The organism is Candidatus Firestonebacteria bacterium RIFOXYD2_FULL_39_29, assembly GCA_001778375.1.
Taxonomy (GTDB): Bacteria; Oederibacteriota; D2-FULL-39-29; order D2-FULL-39-29; family D2-FULL-39-29; genus D2-FULL-39-29.
Genome location: MFGV01000050.1, coordinates 1 through 24,163, shown reverse-complemented (window position 1 = coordinate 24,163; position 24,163 = coordinate 1). Strand labels below are relative to the sequence as shown.

General features: G+C 41.0%; 16 protein-coding genes. 2 read left to right on the top strand and 14 right to left on the bottom strand.

Annotated elements, in window-relative coordinates:
• Positions 1-206: 206 nt before the first annotated feature.
• From A2536_05835 to A2536_05810, 6 genes are all read right to left on the bottom strand, one after another.
• Positions 207-452, bottom strand: coding sequence for a hypothetical protein (locus A2536_05835; GenBank protein OGF46096.1), 246 nt, complete (start codon positions 450-452; stop codon positions 207-209).
• 78 nt (positions 453-530) lie between these two features.
• Positions 531-1,328 carry a hypothetical protein gene (locus tag A2536_05830; GenBank protein OGF46095.1) on the bottom strand — a complete coding sequence of 266 codons (798 nt, stop codon included), beginning with the start codon at positions 1,326-1,328 and terminating at the stop codon, positions 531-533.
• 60 nt (positions 1,329-1,388) lie between these two features.
• Positions 1,389-2,624 (bottom strand): permease, encoded by a 1,236-nt coding sequence (locus A2536_05825; GenBank protein OGF46094.1) that lies wholly within the window; start codon positions 2,622-2,624, stop codon positions 1,389-1,391.
• Between the two features lie 97 nt (positions 2,625-2,721).
• Positions 2,722-3,168, bottom strand: a complete 447-nt coding sequence (locus A2536_05820) for a hypothetical protein (GenBank protein ID OGF46093.1) — start codon at positions 3,166-3,168, stop codon at positions 2,722-2,724.
• The gene (locus A2536_05815; GenBank protein ID OGF46092.1) at positions 3,169-4,224 is read right to left on the bottom strand and encodes an arsenical-resistance protein; all 1,056 of its coding nucleotides are present in this window, start codon (positions 4,222-4,224) and stop codon (positions 3,169-3,171) included.
• Positions 4,225-4,297: 73 nt separating this feature from the next.
• Entirely contained in the window at positions 4,298-4,603 is a 306-nt protein-coding gene (locus A2536_05810; GenBank protein OGF46098.1) for a hypothetical protein, read from the bottom strand.
• A 228-nt stretch (positions 4,604-4,831) separates the two neighbouring features.
• Here A2536_05810 and A2536_05805 point away from each other — a divergent pair, with 228 nt between their 5' ends.
• Both A2536_05805 and A2536_05800 read left to right on the top strand, forming a co-directional pair.
• Positions 4,832-6,598 (top strand): hypothetical protein, encoded by a 1,767-nt coding sequence (locus A2536_05805; GenBank protein OGF46091.1) that lies wholly within the window; start codon positions 4,832-4,834, stop codon positions 6,596-6,598.
• Positions 6,599-6,950: 352 nt separating this feature from the next.
• Positions 6,951-7,715: a hypothetical protein gene (locus A2536_05800; protein ID OGF46090.1), complete on the top strand. Its 765-nt coding sequence runs from the start codon at positions 6,951-6,953 to the stop codon at positions 7,713-7,715.
• Between the two features lie 137 nt (positions 7,716-7,852).
• On the opposite strand, the gene A2536_05795 is transcribed toward A2536_05800, so the two are convergent.
• The 8 genes from A2536_05795 to A2536_05760 all read right to left on the bottom strand — a co-directional run bounded on the left by A2536_05795 (position 7,853) and on the right by A2536_05760 (position 23,265).
• Complete coding sequence (locus A2536_05795) at positions 7,853-10,459, bottom strand: hypothetical protein (protein ID OGF46089.1); 2,607 nt, start codon at positions 10,457-10,459, stop codon at positions 7,853-7,855.
• A 107-nt stretch (positions 10,460-10,566) separates the two neighbouring features.
• Entirely contained in the window at positions 10,567-10,881 is a 315-nt protein-coding gene (locus A2536_05790; GenBank protein ID OGF46088.1) for a hypothetical protein, read from the bottom strand.
• A gap of 69 nt (positions 10,882-10,950) precedes the next feature.
• Positions 10,951-11,151, bottom strand: coding sequence for a hypothetical protein (locus A2536_05785; protein ID OGF46087.1), 201 nt, complete (start codon positions 11,149-11,151; stop codon positions 10,951-10,953).
• A gap of 98 nt (positions 11,152-11,249) precedes the next feature.
• Positions 11,250-12,002, bottom strand: a complete 753-nt coding sequence (locus tag A2536_05780; GenBank protein OGF46086.1) for a hypothetical protein — start codon at positions 12,000-12,002, stop codon at positions 11,250-11,252.
• Positions 11,968-12,753: a hypothetical protein gene (locus tag A2536_05775; protein OGF46085.1), complete on the bottom strand. Its 786-nt coding sequence runs from the start codon at positions 12,751-12,753 to the stop codon at positions 11,968-11,970. Before A2536_05775 ends, A2536_05780 begins: the two co-directional genes overlap by 35 nt.
• A gap of 327 nt (positions 12,754-13,080) precedes the next feature.
• The gene (locus A2536_05770; protein OGF46084.1) at positions 13,081-13,974 is read right to left on the bottom strand and encodes a hypothetical protein; all 894 of its coding nucleotides are present in this window, start codon (positions 13,972-13,974) and stop codon (positions 13,081-13,083) included.
• Between the two features lie 159 nt (positions 13,975-14,133).
• A complete protein-coding gene (locus A2536_05765) occupies positions 14,134-14,337 on the bottom strand; it encodes a hypothetical protein (GenBank protein ID OGF46083.1) in 204 nt (67 codons plus the stop codon).
• Positions 14,338-14,475: 138 nt separating this feature from the next.
• Positions 14,476-23,265: a hypothetical protein gene (locus A2536_05760; GenBank protein ID OGF46097.1), complete on the bottom strand. Its 8,790-nt coding sequence runs from the start codon at positions 23,263-23,265 to the stop codon at positions 14,476-14,478.
• Positions 23,266-24,163: the final 898 nt, after the last annotated feature.

Genomic DNA, 24,163 nt, shown 5'->3' with positions numbered 1-24,163 from the left:
ATCTCTAATCATCCTGTTGATTTCAAAAAGTATGCCAAATTACACGATTCTTTCAAGATTTCTGCCTAAAATTTTAACAAAGAACAGTTATATTATTAATCGGTAAACACAGGTCTTCCCTCCATTAAGATCGGCGGGCAAAAAAGTAGGCTGTGTTATGCAATTTAAATATTACGGTTACATTTTAAAAATTCTAAACTTGTAAACTATTTTGCCAACTCCGTCGTAATCCAGCCGGTAATCTCCGCCTTTGACGGTATTTTTCCTGCCACTTTAATTACTCCGTTTATTACGAGCACCGGAGTTATCATCACATTGTATTTCATTATATCTTCTATCTTTTCCACTTTATTTATTTCCGCTTCAGCACCAAGCTCTTTTACTGTCTCCTGAACCAGCTCGTAAAGCTTTTTACACTTTGGGCAGCCGGTCCCGAGAATTTCTATTTTCATTGTCATCCCCTCCTTAAAAGCAAATTCTAAACAAAACTGATAAACCAACATATCCTAAATAAATTTACGTCTTGTTTTTTACTGTTCGCATCCGGGAGTAGCGGGGTCGCACCCGGCAGGTCCGCAAGTCCCGCCTTTCAAAGAATTAAGAATAATACTTTTATCGGTCTTTCCCTTAAAAACTCCGGCAATAGCTCCGGGGGGAACAATAACAACAATTGAGGCTTCTTCTACCTTTTCATCCAGTTTGCAGGCTGTCAGAAAATTCTTATTTTCTTTTACCGACGGGTCAGCAATAACAATCCCTACGAGATCTTTCACCGTAGAGTCATTTTTAAATTCTTCTGCAGAATCTGTCGATTCTTTATTTGACTTTGTTTTACCATTTTGAATCAGGACTAATGCAATTTTATCCTCCTGAAGAACCTTCATTATATCCAAATCCAAAGTTGTCGCAATTGTTCCTTCCAACTGCGGTCTTGTCACTTTCTCGGGAAAACCGCCGGTAATAACCCCGTTTGGTGCAAAAACCAGCACGGCAGGTAATTTAACTTTATCAAGCCCGTATTTCTTAACCAGCTCGGCATCTTTCGTATTCGTTGCCGGTGTTTTATAAAAAAATGATTTTGCAGGGTTATCTTTCCTGAAAGCTTCTACTTCCTTTTCCATGGACAGGAGAGCCTCGTCATTTTTCTCATAAAAACAGAGAAACAGATATATTTTATTTTTCTTAGCAGTACTGATGGCATCCTCTGCGCTTTTTATTTCCTTAATATCAATATCACTTACCTGCTTCCCTTTTTCCAAACAAGAGAAAGACGAAAACACTCCCAACATAAACAAAATAGAAATAAGTGAAACTTTCAAAATATTCATTATAAATTCCTCCTTGAAAATAATTTAATCATCTGCTCTTCCGTCTTCTGTTCTCCGTATTTACATTGCTCCAAATATCATACCGGCAATAGCGGATAAAATAATAATAAGACCAATGTAAGTAAGGCCTTTTTTTACGCCTATCATCTTAACTATGACTATCATACTCGGCAAACTCAAGGACGGTCCTGCAAGAAGCAAGGTCAAAGCCGGACCTTTTCCCATTCCGGAACCTATTAAACCCTGAAGTATCGGCACCTCGGTAAGTGTGGCAAAATACATCAAAGCTCCGGCAACTGAGGCAAATAAATTAGCTCCTATACCGTTTCCGCCAAGAATTTTGGCAATCCAGGCCGAAGGAATCAGACCTTCATGACCCGGCCGTCCTAGAAGAAATCCCGCTGCAAGCACCCCTCCTAAAAGTAAAGGTAAAATCTGTTTTGTAAAATCCCAGGTGGAGGACACCCATGTTTTCATCTCATCTTTTTCAAACCAATTTACCAGCATAATACCCAGTGAAGTTAGTAATGCAATGGTTATTATCCATTTGTATTTAAACATAAGGCCCCAAAAACCCATAAAATAACTGATCCCTAGATCACCCGATAAAAGTTTTTGCAGGCTAAGATCAGGAGGACAGCATCCCGGACCTGCCTTGCTCCAGTTTGCAAAGATAAGAATTAAAACAAGAATACCGAAGAATATTGAGGTTTGCAGAAGATTTCTTCTCTCCTTTACATCAGCGTTTGCCGCAAACATTTCCGCATGCTTTGCCTGCCTTTCCCTATCCTCTTTTAAAAAAAAGAAATGCATAAGCAGCCCGATAATAATAGAAAGCCCGACAGCGCCGACAGCTCTTGCTATGCCGATTTCGATTCCGAGAACTCTTGCGCTTAATATAACAGCAAGAACATTAATGGCCGGACCTGAGTATAAAAAAGTTGCCGCAGGGCCCAAACCTGCTCCATTTGTATAAATTCCGGCAAAGAGAGGAAGTACAGTACAGGAACAAACTGCAAGAATTGCCCCTGAAACGGAGGCCACTCCATAAGCCGTAACTTTCTTTGCGCCTGCTCCGAGGTATTTGATTACAGATTCCTGCTTTACAAAATTAGTTATAGCTCCTGCGATGAAAAACGCAGGAACCAGGCAGAGTAAAACATGCTGTCTGGCGTAATCCTGAGCCATCATAAATGCCTCAAGAAAAGCACCCGAAAGCCCTAAACTTTCGAAAGGTATAAAATAAAAACAAAGAAAAACCAGCAGGATACCAAGAAATTTAAATGTTTCCTTCAATTTACTTCTCCCTAAAACAGGTTAAAACGTTCCACGTTATCACGTTACTCACGTTTCACATTAACGTAGTATTATCTTTTGCAAAACATCTAATCTTCTAAACATCCAAACCTCTGCGGTCCTCTTTCAGGAACGCATTAATTTTTTGTTTAAGATGGTAAACAGCTTCATGGAACGCGTCGTGTTTTTCTTTTTCCGTACCCTTTATTGCCGGATCCTTAATTGACCAGTGAATACTTTTATATTTTCCCGGAAAAGCAGGACAACTCTCTTTGATATTATCACAGAGTGTTATCACATAATCGAACTGTTTACCGCTAAACTCTTCAACTGATTTAGAATATTGCGTTGTCAGGTCAACACCTTCCAACGCCATGTGCTTTACAGCAAGAAAATTAATACCCTGAGGTTTAAGTCCTGCGCTAAAAACTTCATACTCATAACCTCCAAGACTTCTAAGAAATCCCTCTGCTATCTGGCTGCGCGCAGAATTACCCGTACAGAGAAAGAGTACTTTCTTTTTTATAATATCTTTTTCTTTCATTTAAACCGTTTTACTGCTTATGAAAAGTTTTTTTTGAAACCAGAACGCGACATTAACAAGTCCTATCATAACCGGTACTTCCACCAGAGGTCCGATGACCGCGGCAAAAGCAACACCGGAATTAATGCCAAATACCGCAACCGCTACGGCAATTGCCAACTCAAAATTATTACTTGCAGCCGTAAATGCAATAGTAGTCGTTTTGGAATAATCAGCGCCGATCTTCTTTCCCATCCAAAAACTGACAAGGAACATTATAACAAAATATATCAAAAGCGGCACTGCAATTCTTAAAACATCCGCAGGGATAGTTACAATAAGCTTTCCTTTAAGCGAAAACATGATAACAATAGTAAAAAGCAGGGCAATTAAAGTTATAGGACTTATTTTTGGGATAAACTTTGTTTCATACCATTCTTTTCCTTTTAACTTTATCATCGAAAACCTTGTCAGGACTCCTGAAACAAAAGGGATCCCCAAATATATGAAGACACTCTTTGCTATCTGTCCTATTGTAATCTCCACCACACTCCCCTTAAAGCCAAATACAGGCGGAAGTACCGTGATGAAAAACCAGGCATAGACACTGAAGAAGAGCACCTGAAATACTGAATTGAAAGCCACAAGTCCTGCCGCATACTCACTGTCGCCTTTTGCCAGTTCATTCCAGACAATCACCATTGCAATGCATCTTGCCAGACCAATCAAGATAAGACCTGCCATGTATTCAGGATAACCCGAAAGGAAAGTTATGGCGAGGAAAAACATAAAAACCGGACCAATTACCCAGTTTTGAATCAGGGAAAGCCCGAGAATTTTCCAGTTCTTAAATACATCACCCATCTCCTCATATTTTACTTTTGCAAGAGGAGGATACATCATAAGAATGAGACCTATCGCTATAGGAATATTGGTTGTCCCAAAGTTAAAAGAATTTATAAACGGCTCGATACCGGAGAAAAAGTAACAGCCAAATACACCTATTGCCATCGCCAGAAATATCCAAAGCGTCAAATACCTGTCAAGAAACGCCAGTTTTCTAGAAATGCCTTTCATTCTGTCTCCTTAAACAAGGGGGCCGCTCATCTTTTGGGACTGTACCCGCCGTATTTTTTCTTTATCGCATTATTCATTTCTTTTTTTCCTTAAATTGCTCCGCTATCACATTTTCACAGCAAGTAAGAAAGTTACAGACACTTTTGATCTTCAAACTATAACAGACAAACAGGCCTTTCTTTCTTGAAGACAAAATACCTGCTTTTGTAAGTATAGCCAGATGTTTAGAAACTCCGGTCCGTTCCCCTCCTGCCACAGGGACAATCTTGCATACACACTGTTCGCCTCCGGCAAGAAATTCCACTATTTTTATGCGAATCGGATGCGCCAGCGCTTTTAGAATATCCGCATGCAGATGATATATTTTCTCTTTTGCCACCACTTCCCCTCCGGAACTCTTTATCTATGTGCTATTTGCTTCACATAGTAACATTTAAATATAATATTGTCAACAGATATCCGAAAACCCGGAATTCCCTTAAAGCCTTAACATTAACATGTCAAAATCTGTACGTTTTCCACATTGGATTTCGTGTTTAAGATTGACTATTCAATCTTAAAATGCTACAATTCAATTGTCAACCCATTAGGAAAGGAGTGGTTTACAATGAAATACTTGACAGTTATTGCATGTCTGATATTTTCTACGGTATATTCTGAAGGCAAAGAGCCTTTTGAATTGAAGGAAATTTTAATAACCGGAACAAGACTTAATGTCAATAATCCCTTTTTAATATCAGCAGATACCTCTGAATCATTTAATTTATGCGCCGAAGACGCCTTGTCCGGTATTTCCGAGATTGATATTCAACAAAGAGGAACCTTTGGTATTCAAACCGACTACAGCATAAGAGGTTCATCTTTTCAGCAAACTGCGGTACTCCTGGACGGAATAAAAATTAACGATTCCCAGACTGCCCATTTTAACTGTGATATTCCCGTACCTTTTGTGCTTTTGCAGAGCATTGACATACTTCCAGGTCAAGGTTCTGCAATATATGGTTCTTCAGCTATGTGCGGGACCCTGGATGTTAAGACCAAACTTGCGGAAACCAATTATTTTTTCCTTAAAATTTATACCTCAAGTTACAACACCTTTTATACAGGAGGCACTCTATCTTTAACTCTTCCAAAAAGCTATATCCTGCTGTCTGCCGACGGGAGTTCCTCAGACGGCTACAGCTATGATATGGATTTTAGACGATACGCGGCGGCTATTAAAGCAGGCTATGAGCAAACCGAATTTTCTTCTGATTTTTACGCGGGTTATACCGAGAAGGATTTCGGCGCTTATGATTTCTACACACCGGGGAAGAACAAACCTTCAAGGGAAAAAACAGGCTCCTTCCTGGTTTCTTCATCAAATATATTATTTTTGCAAAAAGACACAGTTAATATCTCGCTCTCTTATAAAAGGCATCTTGATGATTTTATTCTGACTCTTTTAAATCCGTCCGCTTATCGAAATCTTCATGTATTAAACGATACCAAACTCAATCTGTCATTTTCCCCTTTCTTTGAGAACGGTATTAAAACAGTTTTCGGTTTTTCCTACGGTCTGGCCTCACTTGACAGCTCAAACCTCGGAAAAAGACAGGAAGAATATCCCGGAATATCAGTTGAAACTTATTTCCCCCTAACCGAAAAATATTCTCTTTCAGCGGCCCTCTTACTTGAGTCAAGAAAACAGCTGTGTGAAACCGCAGAAAGTCTTGGTTTTTCCTTTCAGCCGGATAATGCAACGGATATTAAATTATCAGCAGGAAGATCTTTTCGTTTTCCGTCCTTTACGGAGCTGTATTATACCGATCCCTACAATATAGGAAACGACAATCTGGCGGCGGAGAAAGCATATTCTGCCGAACTCGGTATTGCTTCAAAACTCTGCACGGAAATTAAAGGAAGTTTGTCATTTTTTTACAGATACCAAAAAGACCTGATTGACTGGGTCCAAGACAGCGGTTTATGGAAAGTACAAAACATAGGAACTTCCGATTTTTATGGAGCTTCAGCGGCTTTTGACTTTAAAATAAGCAAAAATGACGGTGCAAACATCTCATATTCATTTACACGGGCAATAACAGGAACAATTTACATATCAAAATATGCTCTAAATTTCCCCGAACACAAATTAAATATTAATCTCAACATAATGCTCCCCTTTGAAATTACTCTAAACATCCCGGCCCTTTTTATAATCAGAAACACAACCGGGGCCTATGAAACCCTCTCTCTAAACGCTTCAAGAAAAATAGATAACGCAAAGCTAACCGTTGGAATAAACAATGTATTTGACAGACAATATCAGGATATAGCAGGAGTTACACAACCCGGAAGAACCATATTCCTTGGCGCTGAAGTGTATTTCAAGTAGAATGGACGCGCAGAGGCGCAGAGGCACGGAGGGCTTAGCAAGGTCTCAACAGATGGATGCGCTGAGCATCCAACATTTCCTCATGTTTTTGCTGCGCCTCTGCGCCTCCAAGCATCCAAACCTCCAGCACTTCTCATGCTTTTGCTGCGTTTCTGAACCTCCAAGCATCCAAACTTCCAGCACTTCTCATACTTTTGCTGCGCCTCCGCGCCTCCAAGCATCCTAGCATCCATCACTTCTCATGCTTTTGTTGCGCCTCCGCGCCTCTAAGCATCCAAGCCTCCTCATTTATGCCTTGCACATTCCGCTTTTCTGGTATAAACTTAACTTGATATATAATATAGGGGGCTAAGTGTCAATATACGGAGAACCGCTTTACTACGAAATAGCTTTTAGTTTCATTAATCCTTCCAGACAGATAAACCTGTTTGAAAAATTTATAAAAAAATATTCAAAAGTGAAACCGGTATCTTTTTTAGATATAGGATGCGGGCCCTCTCCGCAGTTATTAGAACTGGCAAAACGCGGGTACAAGTGTACGGGGCTTGATCTTTGCCCTAATATGTTAAAGTATCTCACTTTAAAAGCAAAGGAAACCGGCTTAAAGATAGAAACAAAAAAGGCGGACTTCACCAATTTTACGGTAAAAGAACCGTTCGATTTTACAATGATGATGATGGGAACTATAGGATACATTGACAGCACTGTAAAACTTATTTCTCATCTTAAGTCAGTTGCAAAAGCTTTGAAACCCGGAGGACTTTACCTTATAGAGAATTTTAGAACCGTCAGAAGCAAAGAGCACTTTTTCTCCCCTCAGACCTGGATGATAAAACGGAAGAATATACTTATAAGAGTGTTTTACAAAATCGACATTAAAGATAGTGTTAACGGATTAGAAACGGAGACTATTCTCCTTGAAGTTGAGGACCACGGAAAAAAACACCTTTTCAAACAAAAAGCGGATATAAAAATATTCTCACCGATAGAATTTTTCGAAGCCATTAAAATAACAGAAAGTTTTGAATTCCTCGGCTGGTTCAACAGAGAAACCTTAAGAAGTACCGAACGTCCAAAGATAGGGAACTATACACTCCTAAGAAGAAAATACGAATGACGAATGACTATTTAATGAAGGCGGGAGATAATACCCGCCAATACAGATAAAAATAAATAATACTCCATCGAAAAACAAACTTTATGAACGCGTTTTTACGTTAGCAACATGAGTAACGTGGAACGTGAGCAAAGTTTTTATATTCTTCCCACAAACTCCCAGTTACCCGCTCCGACCTTCCTTGGCTTTTGACCAGGCAGAATAACCGTTGCGGTTGTGTTTGCCGGAATAATGACGAAAGCGTAGAACTTTCCTTTCTTTATTTTCCAGGAGCTGCTCACTTTTCCGTAACGCGTCATTAATTCACATTTAACCCAATTAATTCTTTTTTCCATACCCGAAGAGTTTGATTGAGGCTGCGGACGGATTATTATATGTTTATACCCGGGATTTTCAGGGTCAAGCTCAATTCCGGCTACGGTATTGTACATCCACTCTCCGATAGCCCCGTAAGCATAGTGATTAAAGGAGTTCATGCCGACATCCCCGAAGCCGTTATCCCTGGTATAACTGTTCCACCTTTCCCACATTGTGGTTGCGCCTTGCAGGATAGAATACAACCATGAAGGATAAGTTTTTTGAAGCAAAAGCTTATAGGCAATATCCGTCTTTCCAAACTTGGTGAGCACCGGATTCAAAAGCGGGGTACCCACAAAGCCGGTAGCAAGATGACAGTTACGTTTTTCTATCTCCTTAATTAGTCGGGACAGAGCATAAGGTTGTTTGGTTTTTGGCAGTAAATCAAATCCCAGAGCCAGGAGATAAGAAGTCTGGGTCTCACTCATGACTCTTCCGCGTGATGAAACAAATTCACGGTTAAACGCCGATTTAATCTTCCTGACGAGCGCCGAATATTTTTTAGCATCTGAATTTTTTCCCAGGATTTTTGCGATACCGGCAAAAATAGCCGTAGAGTAAGCATAGTAGGCTGTGGCAATTATTTCATGCGGGGTCAGGGCTTTGGTAGTGCGCCCTTCATAAAAATCCAAGCCCAACCAGTCGCCAAAACACGCCTCCGGAGTAATAATATGGTTAACGCTTTTTTTCTTCATCCAATCTATCCAGCGTTTCATGGAGTCATATTGCCTTTCCAAAATACGCGTATCGCCATAGCATTTGTATATAGTCCACGGGCAAATAACACCTGCATCCGCCCAGGCCGCTGAACCGTGTCCTCCTATTACATCGGGAGCTACATGCGAAAAAGCGCCTTCCGGATTTTGAGCATCAGACAGGTCAACACACCATTTGGTAAAGAAGGAGGCTACATCCCTGTTAAAGCATGCAGTTCGGATAAAAACCTGAGCATCCCCCGTCCAGCCCATGCGCTCGTCGCGCTGGGGACAATCTGTAGGCACATCCAGAAAATTACCTTTTTGCCCCCAGATAATGTTTTTCTGAAGACGATTGATCATTTTGTCTGAACATTCAAACTTCCCGGTGCCCGGAAGCTCGGAGTGGAGAACTATACCTGTCACATCCTTTTTAGCCGGTTTTTTTGATAATCCTGTCAGTTCCACATACCTGAAACCATGAAAGGTAAAGTGAGGTTCAAAAAGCTCTTTCCCTCCCCCTTTGCAAATATACCTGTCCGTACATTCTGCTGCGCGAAGATTTGCGGTGTAAAGCGTCCCGTCATCATTAAGCATTTCACCATAACGTATTTTTACCGCCGTACCCGCTTTTGCGTTAAATCTTATTTTTGCCCATCCGACCATATTCTGACCCAGATCAAATATATGAGTGCCTTTTACAGGCTCTGTCTGGACCAGAGAGGGCAGCGACTCCTGTTTTCTTACCGGAGCATTGCATTTTGCCTCCAGAGAAGCTTTGGGAGCGGAAAAAACAGTAACTTTTTTCCACACAGATTCTTTTCCCCGGGTAGAATCCCAGTTTTTAATCTCTCTTCGGGCATCATATGTCTCACCGTTATAAATATCTGATTTCAAAATAGGACCCAAAGCCGTTTTCCAGTCAGGATCCGAACAGATTATCTCGCGTTTACCGTCAAAATATTCCACCTCAAGCTGCATCAGTAATGATAACTGATATCCGTAAGAATGGTGGTTGTTACCCCAGCCAAGAAACCCCGCGTACCAACCGTCACCCAGGATAGCACCTAAAACATTATTCCCTTCTGAAAGTTGAGTTGTAACGTCATAGACAATATATTGAATACGTTTTTTGTAGTCAGTCCATCCGGGGGTAAAATAATCTTTCCCGACACGCTCCCCGTTCAAGTGTAACTCAAAAAGTCCCCGGGAGGTAACGTAAATGCGGGCTTTCTTTATACCCGGCTTAAGAACAAAAGTCCTGCGTAAAAACGGGCAAGGCTGACTATTGTCTGTTTTTTTTATGGATTTTCCTATCCACTTAGCCTTCCAATCAGACAGCTTTAACAATCCCATTTCAAACCAGGCGACTTCGCTCCACTCTGAAACTTCACCCTTATGATCCCATACACGCACACGCCAAAATATCCGTCTACGCGAGTTCAATTCTTTTCCGGCATAAACAATATCCAGACATTTGTCTGTTCTAATCTTACCGCTGTCCCACAAGTCAGGTTTGTATTCGAGTCCTTCCGGAGATGATGCCGCCACTATCTGATACGCCGTTTGGCAGGCGCCTTTCCGCTCATCCGCTATCTGCCAGGAAAGTCTGGGTTTCGTCTCTTCAACCCCCAGAGGATTCTTTAAATACTCACAGCGCAATTTGCAGGTAATTTGTTCAGATTTGGACATGGTTATTCTCCTTATGTACGGTTATTCATTGATTTGTTTACTTTTAATATTATATATAAAGAGGCAGGTTTATTCTACCACTCCATTAAGATAAACCTGCACTATCTTTAGATTATCAGCTTTGAAACGAACCCAATGATCACTCCCCCGACAATTCCTGTCCCGATTATTGGAAGATAAGTCCTGGTTATTATAGCCGTAGGTACACTGAAACCAACACCCAAAAGCCCTCCTGTAAGTGCAGGATGTATACCCAGGTTAATATTTGGAATAATAAACCCGGTCATAAACCTCTCCAAAAAAGCGGAAGACATTGCCTCATACTTCTTCCTTGGATTATCAAATTTCAAAGGTATCATTATCAATACATCTAAACTCCCAAACACCAATCCGCATATAACCCCTAATGTTATCCTGTTCATTTATTAACTCCTTGCCACACCGTAAATTTTAGTAACATTTTATATGGAACGTCCTGATTATATTTATACTTACATATTCAAATACTTCAGCAAATTATACACAACCAGCACCGGCCAGATAATTGCCTTTAGGATTCCAAGAATCACGGTCCAAAACGAATCCGCCCGCTGCATAAAATAAATCAATGCTCCTATAAAAGCGAGTCCATAGATCCCGCCGGAAGCTCCGTTGTGGTGATGCCATTTATCCTGTTCTTTTTTCTTAGCCATAGTTCCCTCCCCGGGTTTTCATGTAACTATAGGTAACGGTTTTCATTACCTGTAGTTCACATATTAAAAAGTAATCTCTTCATCCACGACTGAATAATTCAAACTAATTCCGTAATCTCTCGTACAAGTTTTTCCGCATCTTCTTTTGTAACTTTTTCGGCATAATATAACTCCTTCATTTCCTTGTCGTAACCGGAGATAATTATTTGCAGATTCCTAAGCATATATTCCTTCGTTATAGGAATATACGATTCTTTGCTTTTGGCAAGTTTTACACAATAAGGAATATCAATTTTTTTATACCTTCTAAGCATTGATAGGTCATAACAATCTCTCGGTTTTACTCTTTCATTGATAGTCCTTATTTTTTCTGCAAATATCTCCTGTTCATCCATAACAAAGCAGTCAACATCCAGATCATATTTATTTCTATATTTAAGCTTTTTGGACTCAAGAAGAACTTTTTGCTTCGTATTCACATTAATAACTATAGAGTCCGGCTGTGAAAGAACGGCGGAGTATTTCACGATGATATCAAAACCATGCTTTTTCTCTGCAACATCCTTGATTTCTATCCAGCTGTTTTCTGAAAACAAGTTTTGAAATTCTTCAACTGCCACCGCTGACTTTGCGGTAAAGTCCATGTCGCTGGAAAATCTTACTTGCTCAAGATAACAATGATACAAAGCCGTCCCGCCTTTAAATACAAGTTTATCGGCAAGTTTCGATCCGTAAATAATTTTAAGCAGTACAGAAAGGACATAGTCCTTCTCTGCATCCTGAAGATTATATCTCAAACCTCTTTTATTTAGAACCTCAAGCTTTGCCCTGTCCATTAATTCCATCTTCATAATACAATCTCCATTTAGCATTAAATATATTTGAAACGGCGCTCATCCTGCTTACACCTTTTTTACTCACTGTTTTATTCAGTTCTACGGTATCAAATCCTTCGAGCTCCAAAAGAAAACCGAGGAGCCTTCTCGTTGTTTCCGGAAATATTTTTGAATATTCAGTAATCTTTTTTATATCTAACCGCTTTTGGACTTTACTAAGCACCTCCAAAATGGTCTCAATTGATTGCAAATTATGTTTAAGATATAGAAAGTCCAAAATAGATTTTTCAAGTTCGGCAATACGAGCTTTATGCCCGTCAATCATTACAACTTGATACCCGAAGAATAAGTCTTGTGCTATTTTGATAAAACTGTAATATTTGTCCTGAAATTCAAACTCTCTACTTTTCACTTTTACGGCAGAAGTAACCGTTCTATGCATCTGTTCAATATATCCATAATAGCTCAAAGCTGATTCCGCAGTTACATAAGAATCCTCAATAAGTGCGCCTGAGATCACATAAGGACTTAAACCGGTAAATCCTCTTGATGAAATATCGCTGACATAATATACCCCCTTTTTAAAAGATATCAGCCACCCCTTTGCTTTTAATAAATAGATTTTTTTTCTAATTGTGCTGTCTTTATATTTGCTCTTTAAAGCATTCTTTATATCCTTAGCAGATACAATTCTACCTTTATAAGCAATTATATCTTCAATGTCTCTTATGCTGTTATCACTCAATGATGTATATTTAAGCGTCATATAAACACCCCCATATGGTAGTTATCTGGCATAATTATATACTATTTGCAGCTATTTTTCAATACCCTCTGTTAGTGGTGCTTCCCCATTATTTCGAGTAAAACCACCAAAATAAATACAAACTAAGGCATAACAAATTTTTCACATGTGGAGTTTTCCTGTTTTCTGTGACTTGTGAGCAACGTACAGAAATTTATAGAAATGTTCGGAAAAAGGCTGAATTGTTTGAGCAAAGCGAGTTATTCAGCCGCCGAACATGGAGATAAATTTCCTCCAGTTGCGAATCGGAACAGGAAATGGGAAAACTCCACCACTGCTAGGCCTATATTATATTTTATTACACCTAATTTTTGAAAATATTTTTTCAACAGGCTGTTCCGAAATCAGCATACCAATCACTATCAGCAAACCGCCTAAAGCGCCGGTTAGTATGAACTTTTCTCCGCCTAAAGTCCAGGCAAAACCGGCGGCAAAAACAGGTTCTAAGGTGAAAATTAAGGATGTCTTTATTGAGGACGTATATTTTTGAGCCTTAAGCTGTATCAGATAGGCAATTACGCCCGGGAATAGGGCAAGAAAAACTATTCCCAAAGCGGCTTTGGTAGAAGTTACTGCCAGAGGCAGATTAAAAACAAAAGAAACTGCGAGCGATAAAACGCCGGCAACAAGAAACTGCTGGAAGCATAGAACATACGCGTCCGCTTTTTGTTTTCTGAATCTGTCAACAAACAACACATGGAGAGCGCAAACCATAGCAGTACCCAGCGTAAGTAAATCTCCTGTGTTTATTTCCTTTAAACCGCCGGTTAAAAACCAAAGACCCGCAACATCAATAAGAACGGCAATTACAGTTGCAGCAGCAATATTTTTTTTAAAAAATAGCACGGAAAATATTGCAACAAATACTATAAACATACTTGTAATAAATCCGGAATTTGAAGCTGAAGTGATTCCGAGGCCTATAGACTGGGATAAAGACATAGACCATAGAAAAAATCCTACAATAATACCTGCTTTTAGATTGGAGAATAATTTTTTCTTCCGGAATTTTACTACAACCGCCATTACTAAAGCCGCCAGCAAAAATCTGCAGGTCACCAGACTGTTCGGACTCACCCCCGCCAGGCTGTCTTTAATTACAAAAAAAGATGAACCCCAGAGAATAGTCGCGAAAACCAACCCCATTTCCGCAATAAAGCTTTTGGAATATTTCTTTTCCAATATCTCACCTTTTACTAGCAGGTTGCTGAAAAACTCTTTTTAAGATTTTTTCAGCTGCAATTTTGATCATTTTACCCGCCATTTGAGAGCAAATGGCGAGGTATCAGGCTGCTTAAAGTCCATTATTTTAGTTTTCAGCAGCCTGCTAGTTATCATTATTTAAAACGGAAGCTTTTCGCCCGGATTATCCTTATTTACCGCAGGAGTACCTGATTCAGCCTCCTCAACAAATTTTTGTATCTCAGAAAGGTTTGCCAATATTAACTTTGCTTTATTCAACCCGAATGTGAACGGAAACTTGTCATTTTCCATCTTCATTAATGATATTACCGGTTTTCCCTGATACTCACCTCTTTTAATCATGATTTCTCCTTGTTTCATAATTTACATACGTTATTTCAGATGATTATATCAAATACTTTCCGCAAAATCCAGAAAACTCCGTTCTTTTTACCCGTTTTGACATTACCCTTTTAAATATTTTTCGAATTTGCTTTTTCATTATCCGACAGAGATATTTACTGTATGCTCTTTACCGTCATCAATCATATCAACAATATTATTTTTACTGAGAATTTCATCGACCACACAACTTTTTATTTTTCTTTCCTGTCCTGAAATCTTCACTTCAAATTTATACGTCGAGGTTTTATACCTATACACTATTTTAAGAGACTTCCAACCGGTTTTTAAACATAACGGATCAAGATGTATTTTAGTTCCGCGTATTTTAATGCCTATTAAGAATTCCATAATGAGCCGGTACATCCATCCTGAAGAACCGGTATACCAGGTCCAGCCACCCATCCCTATATGCTTTGGATTCGAGTAAACATCAGCAGCAACTACATACGGCTCCACTTTGTATTTCAATGAATCTGTTTTATTTTTTGCGTGATTTATAGGATTTATCATATTCAGTAATTCCCAGGCTTTATCCTTTTCACCCATTATTGAATAGGCTATTACTACCCAGATAGCGGCATGCGTGTACTGTCCGCCATTTTCTCTTATACCCGGCACATATCCTTTTACATATCCCGGCTCATCCTCCGAAACATCGAAGGGCGGAGTAAATATTTTTATTATTTTGTTTTTCCGGTCTACCAGCATGGAATCAACCGATTCCATGGCGCTTTTTGCCCTCGCAGAGCCCGCAACTTTGGATATAACGGACCAGCTCTGAGCAATAGAATCTATTACACATTCTGTACCTGTTTTTGACCCGAGAAGTTTACCACTGTCATAAAAGGCCCTTATATACCATTTCCCGTCCCAACTGTTTTTCTCAATATTCTGCCTTAATATTTCTGCTTCTTTTTTCATTGATTCGGAGGACTCTGAGTCATTCTTTAAATCCGCCATTTTTATCCCCGAATCCAGCGCTAGGTAAAGGAAGAAAGACAGCCATACACTCTCACCCTTGCCCTCCTTCCCCACCAAATTCATACCGTCATTCCAGTCCCCGCTCCACATAAGAGGCAGTCCGTGTTCGCCGTATACACCGGCCTTTTTCAGGGCTCTTAAGCAATGCTCATAAACACTCCCCGACTCGTCTGAGCGGGTTGGTTTATCATAATATGACTCTTCATCAGGATTTATCATCCTGCCTTCCAGATAATTTACTTTTTCGTCAAGTATACCCGTATCTCCGGTTGTTTCAATATAGCGCCAAAGAACAACAACAAGCCAGAGCATATCATCGGAGCATCTTGTCCGGACACCCCGGCCAAAAGGCTCATGCCACCAATGTAAGACATCTCCCTGCCTGAACTGGTGAGCCGCGCAACGTAAAATATGCTGCCGCACAAGTTCCGGTTCGGAGTATATTATTGCAAGACAATCCTGCAGTTGATCCCTGAAACCAAATGCCCCGCCGGACTGATAATATCCCGCTCTGCCAAAATACCTGCCGGACAAGGTCTGATACATGAGCCAGCCGTTCGCAAGGATATTTAATTCATTATCCGGAGTCTCAATACTTATAACACTGCATTTTTTATTCCAGTATTCTCCGGAATTTATAAGTTCTTCATTTGCTTTTATTGTTCCGGAATGTTTTTTTATCATTTCTCCGGCAGCATGGACACCTTTATCCCCTCCGACGGTAAATACAATTTCTTTTTCCTGTCCTTCCGTCAGGCTGAATTGAACCTGCAAAGAAAGACACGGATCAAATCCTGCGCCCACTCTTCCCGACAACCTTGAGTTTTTCATCGCCTGCGGATTTGAAATGGAGTTATTCCTCCCTATGAACTCCGCTTTATCTCCCGTAAAACTTCTTTTTCCCTCATTCACATTCATAAAGACTATATACCCCGGAAATTCCGTATTGTACGGATTCCGTGCCATTAGAGCACCGGTATTCCGGTCAGTTTCTGTGATTATATGCATATCATTTTTTCTTTCCAGGCATCCCAGTACAAGGTCATAATACAACGTTACCGAAAGATTTCTCTTTAATTCCCCCGTATTCTTTACCTTTATTACCGTATATTTCACCGGATCTTCAGGGGAAACAAATACGGTCATTTCTGTCTGTATGGAATCTTCAAGATATTCAAAAACAGTATAACCGAGCCCGTGCCTGCAAACATATGTATTTTTTCCTCTGACCGGAAACGGCGCCGGCGACCAGAATCTGCCTGTCTCCTCATCCCTTAAATATACCGCTTCCCCGCTCTTATCTTCAACCGGATCATTCAGCCACGGAGTAATTCTGAATTCATGAGAGTTTTGAAGCCAGGTATAAGCTCCGCCTGATTCCGAGATAACAGTACCGATATTTTTATTGGCTATAACATTCGACCAGGGAGCCGGAGTGCTTTCTCCCGGATTAAGTATTATTACATATTCCCTGCCTTCCCTGCCAAAACCCCCGAATCCGTTAAAGTACAATAACTTACTTTTGTCAGGTTTAAGAGACCTCCTGCTGCCTTCAGCGCGCATTTTCACGGTTTTTAAAAGCGGCACGGGTACAGGATGTGCTTTCACTCTCTTTATCTGTTCAGAAAGAAGCCCTCCCGAATCCGATATAACTATCTTTGAAACAGACTGCATCAACACTTTATCCTCTTCCGACATCTGATCCGTACGCCTTACAAATATACCTCCCGGTCTGTCCACCAAATGAGCTTCCATCCCGGTCGTAATTATTCCCATTATTTGATCCTGAAGCTGCTGGCGGTAGCTTGAGTGATCCTGATTCCAGATAACCATATCAACGCTTAGACCTTTCATTCTCCAGTAAGCATGTGCTTTTAAAAGCTGAACTATTATATCCGTATTGGACATATCACTCATCTTCAGAAGCACAATAGGAAGATCTCCGGAGATACCGTAACCCCACAGATCCGATTGACCCCGTGTGTTTTTCAGCATGATCTCGGAGTTTGCCCGCCAAATCCGGTTAGAAAATATTATCGCCCCGGCAAGACGTCCGTACATCTGGGCATCTATCTCCGTTGCATTAAGCTGCTGAAGTAAAACCTGAGCATGAGTCCAGGCAAGCGCGAAGACCCTGTCCGCCAGGTTCCTGTCCTTATATTTATCAATGAGTATTAACGCCGCATCCCTTGTTTCGGTTACACCCGTAACAATATCAAGCATGACTGTTTGATCCGGCTCGATCCATAACACGCACCTTACCGAGATCACAGGATCCAGCACGGAACCTTCCGTATTTGAAAGTCCCTCCTTTCCTTCCAGAGCTGCGGGATTGTTTGCCGACCTGTTACGGCCTATAAATCTCCCCCTGTCGGTTTCAAAAGAGAACCCTTCCGGTTTTTTCCCGTGCACGGTCATCAGATGAAAAAGAAACGGAGGTTTTTCACTTTTTGAACTCGAACGTCTTGTACATATTATAGAATTTTTTTCTTTCAATATTTCAGTCTGCACAAACAAGTTGCCAAAACACGGATGGAGTTCATCCGCTGTCTGATCCCGCAGGGAAACCTCGCTGTAAGTGGTTATCTCTATCCGGCGTCTGGTCCAGCCGCGATTTGTAATCCTTATTCTTTTCAGTTCAATATCATCTTCCGGCGAAACTACAATTTCCACGCCGGTCGAAATAGAATTATCCGTTCTTTTAAATTCAGCCTTCGACTGAAGGAAAAACACCTCATACTTGTCGGGCTTTTTTAACGAAGGCTGATATCCCATGGACCAGAATTCGTTCTTTTCAACATCTCTTATGTATACAAACTGGCCCCAGTTATCCAGAGTTGAATCGACCCTCCATCTTGTTACCGCAATATCCTTCCATTTTATATAACCGCCACCGGAATTTGTAAGCATCACATTGATCCGGCCGTTGGATAGAAGATGTACTTCCGGCGCCGGTAAATTAGGATCGGTAAACGTCCTGATAAGCGGAGAATCCGTTCCGCTTCTTTGCAGGTTGCCTCCGGCAGAATATTGAGGATAAAAAGGAACTATTCTTGGAATTCTTTCTTCCAATAATATAGAAGCAGCACGCATCTCAATATTACTCATAAAACGCCGCTGCATACTGTTATCATGCAGGGTATTCAGCAAGGCAATAAAAGACATCCCCTGGTGGTGTGACATATAGGAAGTTATTATTTCTCTATTTTCTTCACCTGTAATCCTTGCTTCGGTAAAATCAACGGCTTCATACATCCCGTATTTACCTTCAATTCCGGTCTTTGACATTTCCTGAAGGTTAGAACAAGCCTTGTCAGGAACGACCATAAGCGCCAGCATTGAAGCATACGGTGAAATAACAAGTTCATCACTCAGCCTCGGCCTGAAACCCAGTCCGGGAACGCCAAACGACGAATACTGGTAATTAAACTGTGAATCAACGGCATTATATCCCGATTCGGAGATCCCCCAGATAACACCTTTTTGCGCGCAATATTTTATCTGACGGTCAACGGCCGTTTTATACGACTTATCAAGCAGCGTATTCTTATGAGAAGGCATTACAAGGAGAGGCATCAGGTATTCAAACATAGAACCGCCCCATGATAAGAGAGCCGGTTCTCCCGAAAATGTTGTAAGCAATCTCCCCAAAGCAAACCAGTGCTCCTGAGGGACAAGGCTCTTTGCAACCGCAATATAACTGAACATTCTGGACTCTGACGCCAGGAGATCATAGTATCCGTTATCATATCTTTTTGCATCCTCATTATATCCGATATAAAACAATCTCCTTACCTTGTCATAAAGGAATGTATAATCCGCCTCTCCCAGAGCCGCGCATTCAACGCAAAGTTTGTCCGCTCTCTCAAGGATTCCCGCGGCATTTTCCACACCTTGTTTCAGCATTCTTTGAAGATTAAATATTTTTTCCAGCAGTATACGAGCTGAAGGAGCTCCATTATCTTTTATTGTTTTTCCAAGAACTTCAAATAAAACTTCGGTTTCTACTCCTAACTTTGAAATATCACCGACGGACGGAATAACGGTCTCGAATCTTAACAGTATTTTTTTTATAGAGTCGAACTCCTTGATCTTATCAAGCTCATTTTCATTTAATACCAGCATTTCATATTCTTCAGAGCCGGCCCAGGGCGTAAGTCCCGTAAATTCCGACAGTGCGTCCGCGCATTGCCCGCCGAGCACCTTCACCCATTCTTCAGCATCCCGGTTATTCAAATTATTTGTAACAGATAATATTTTGCCGGAATAATCCTTGACCAGCCGGAGCTTTAACAAAAAACCGTTAATACCGTGAACTTCTTTTTTAATATCGGACAGGGCCTTTTCGATGATTTCCTCTACTTTCGATCTTCCTTTTTCCTTCCCCTGCATTTTCACGGCAGAATTCTCTATCAGAACAAGCACATCCGCCATGCCTTGGAGCGTTTCCTCGGACACCACAGGCAATTCCTGTGTTTCTTTTAACGCTCTTTCCAGCACAATCAAATGTCCGATAAGATTACCGCTGTCTACGGTAGAAACATACCTCGGTGAAAGGACCTCAAGTGTTTTAGTATCATACCAGTTATAAAAATGGCCGTAATGCCTCTGCATTCCGGAAAGAGCGGCAAAAGCGCGTTCGATCCTCGTAAAAAATTGAGCAGACCGGATGTATCCAAACTCCCTGGATGCGACACAAGAAAGAAAATATAATCCGATATTTGTCGGAGAAGTCCGGTGCGCGATCCTTTCAGCATTCCCTTCCTGATAATTATCCGGAGGCAGCCAGTTATCTTCTTCCCCTGTAAACACTTCATAATACCGCCAGATTTTCCTTGCCAGTGTTCTGAGATATTGTTTTTGTTTCCGTCCTATTGCCGCTTTATGTTCCACGGACGGGTGGCTTATCGACCAGGTAAAGAGCGGGGACACGAACCAGGCACCAAGCAGCACCCAGGAGGACAGAAGGGTAACAGATGAATGTGAAAGCATAAAAATAACAAGAGCTGCCGATACGGCAGGAGCAAACCACATTGACATAATAACACCGGTAAGGTTCTCATTGAATTCCAGAGCCAGTATTCCGGCGGGCTTCCATTCAAGGAGTTTCCGCCGTGAAATATACTTTCTGAAATTTGCCGTTACAACCGCGTGAATGCTATAGTAAGCTTCATAGGGCAGTATTATCAAAGAGATTGACGCCTGCGCGAGCCTTGTGGTAATGGAACTTACTATACTGGACAGATAGGATTTGAACGACATGTCTTCCGGTTTTTTAAGAATATCCCGGGCAATTGAAAGAATGGTCGGTATCAGAACCACAAGAACTATAAAAATACTCCAAAGAAACGGATGAAGAAAAACGGTCCAACCCAGAGTCAGCAAAAGAAGCATAGCAGAAGGGATCAAGCTTCTCCTCAGATTGTCAAAAATCTTCCACTGATCAAGAAAAGAAAGAGGATTTTTTCTTTTCACGTTTTTCTCATCTAAAACATTTCCATACAGCCACCTTGAGATCTGCCAGTCGCCTCTTATCCACCTGTGCCGCCTGTACGCATCCTCCACCAGATCAGAAGGATATTTTTCATATAATACAATATCGCTTATTATTCCGGACCTAAGATAGCAGCTTTCAATAAGGTCATGGCTTAAGATCAGATTTTCAGGAAAAACCCCGTCTGTAATATCCGAGAACACCTCGACATCATATATTCCTTTCCCGAAAAACGAGCCTTCATAAAACACATCCTGATATACATCAGACACAGCTCTGGAATACGGATCTATCCCTGTTTCACCCCCGAATATCTTCGCGAACAAAGAAGCATTAAGACTTTCTATTGTTATGCCAAGCCTCGGTTGGAGGATCCCATACCCTTCCGATACTATACCCTTTGTTTTATCTATTACAGCGGAATTTAAAGGGTGCGCAATAGCCGCCGTCATTTTCCTCACAGAATCAAGAGGAGCATCGGTGTCAGTATCAAGAGTAACAACATATTTTATGGTTTTAAGCAGATCTCTGTCGCCCACTACAACATTATTGTTTCCCGGTTTTTCCTTTCCCCTGATCAGATCGTTAAACTCAGCAAGCTTTCCTCTTTTCCTTTCATACCCCATCCATACCTTTTCGGATTCATTCCACTTTCGAAACCTGTGCATGAGAAAAAATATACTTTTCCTTTCCTCACGGTATTTTCTATTTAACTCTTCTATGCCGTTTTTAACATGGGAAAGAAGTTCCTTGTCATTTTCCGTTTCTTTATCCGTCGCATCGGAAAAATCCGTAAGCAGCGCAAAATAAATATTTTTATCCTTATTTGAAAAATATTGTATCTCGATTTTTTCAAGAAGGGAGTCTATATTTTCTCCGGAAAATATCATGGTAGGAACAGCGACCACAGTCCTGGACTCATCCGGGACACCGGCAGAATAATCCATCCTTGGAAGGACTTTTGGCTTTACAAATACCGTTATAAACCAGTTTACAAGAGAAATACCGAGATTCCCCGAGCAAAATACTATTAAAGTACCTGCAATAATAATTTGCCACAGAGGGCTGTTAGAATAAGAGAGGAAAGATATTACCAAATAAGATACAAGAAGCGTCAGAAGAGTAATTGAGCTTAAATAAAAGAAAAAAGGGTTTTTCTTCAGTAAACCATAAACAATATCTTTAAAACTATACCTGTACCGGGCCTCTTTTTCAAGTTCTGTAATACCTTTATCTGCCAGAAAATAACCGACATGGCAGTATTTAATTTTTTCTCCGGCCTCAGTCCTTGCCGCCGCCAGACCTATACATTTGGAGGCAATTTCCTTCTCGGAAAATATGCTTTTTTTCGCAAGCCTTTCTATAACATGCCTGTACATGTCGCGGGTATCAAAATTCATTTTACCGTAGATTCCGGAAGGATCCTCCGACAGGACAGAATGAACCGAGCTCATATTCTCAACAAACTCATTCCAATCCATTGAATTTAAGAGTCTCAGACTGTTGATACTGTTACCGACAGAAACCTGATCCATCGCCTGCTGCTGGCCTTCAAGCATTACCAGCTGTTCCATTGTCGTTCCCTGTTCCTCGATCCTCTGCTGAAGCCATGTAAGCGAAAGGGCAAGCGCGATATTCTGCCCCTGAATTCTTCTTACCAGCTCCGAAACAAAAGCACTCGTCATCGGAAGGCTGGCTTTTGCCATCTCAGCCATTTCAATTATCACATCTTTAGGGGATTCTGCCGCTTTTTTCAGCAGTCTTTCCGCCCAATAGGCAGCTAAATCCCGGTCCTTCCTTCCCATATAGATCCTGACGCCGACACGCCTGAGATCTTCAATAAGCGAGAGGCGGAGCATAATAGGAATAGCCCAGAGTTCGCCGATGGTCAGATCAACCTTTGACTGGTAGGCGGAAATATACTTGTTTAAACTGTTTCTGTGAAGCCGACCGTCCGAATGGGAGATCAATTCCAAAGCAAGGGAGTAAACGCGGGGGTATGATGTATGGGGGCCGTTTTTCAGACAGGGAAGTTCTTTACTGAAATTTTTTGGAAAGTGCTTTTTTGCTATTCTTATCTGCTCTTCTATCAGATAAAAATTATCAATAAGCCATTCCCCTGCAGGGGCTATCTTAAGTTTTTTCCCCAGACTGGAAGATAAGAGTTCGTAGACTTCAATAAGTATTATTTCGCTTTCATCAAGTCTTTTTAGAAGTTTGTTTTCACCCCGTTCCGCCGTTATTTCATCTGTTTCCGCCAGCCTTTTTGCATGAATTTCAAGATGTTCGGTACTTAATACTTCTTCACGAAGCGGTAATTCATCATTATACTTTGCAATAAGCTCATCACTGATAACCTTAGCCCTTAACCTGGCTATGTTTTTCCTGATTTTCTCGCCCGTTATTTCAATCACCGTTTATCACTCATAATAAAATTATACCAGATATGAGTATTTATAACCATCTATTACATTAATCGCGACAGAGAAAAAGAAATAGATTAAAACCAAACAGACAAGACTAATACAAAAGACTATTGGAGCATATGTTTTCTATTCTCGATTCTACCCTGAACGAGAGCAACACGAATGGTTTATGATCGACATAGGTAGACGGTTGCCCGTTTTCCCTGTCACACCACCGTACGTACGGTCTTCCGTATACGGCGGTTCGGTTAATTATACTTTCGCAAACGATTTTTTTCTCATTTGCTCCAGTCGGACTTTCTGGTTTACAGTTCGCCACTTTTGACTCGGCCCCTCTATTTCAACTCTTCAAGGCTTCACCTTTCTTAGTTGAGTAGAGCTCCCTTGTTCCTTTCTCGGGGTTTATGCCTTCGTTATCATTAGTAAGTTCTGCTCCTTACTTGCCTCTTTAACCGTTCGAGCCTTCTCCGCTTTCCAGCGAATACTATGCTCTCTGCTGACTTCTGTATCGCGTTGAGCAAACCTCACGGTTCACCAAGTCGCTTTTTTTTCCTGCGACACGATACAGACCTCACGGGGTAAATACAACCGACTTCCGCACACAGCCGCCAAATCTACGCTTCGTATCCTTGATGGATATGGTATTTGCTGTTCCGCGCCAGCTCTACCGATACTCACGCCTCTATTTGGTTCTTGTTCATCGGCTCATGCATTTGCTACACACTTCCTTCAGACCTAACCTCACGATTACGCCCTTGTGTTTCGCTAGCTCTTCGCCTCCATCAGGCTGAGCAAGTCGAGTAGAACGGTGACGTAGTGATTACAGGCTCTTCTTGGCTGTATCCGTCGTTTCCAACTTCGTGCCCGTTTAGATTTGCCATAT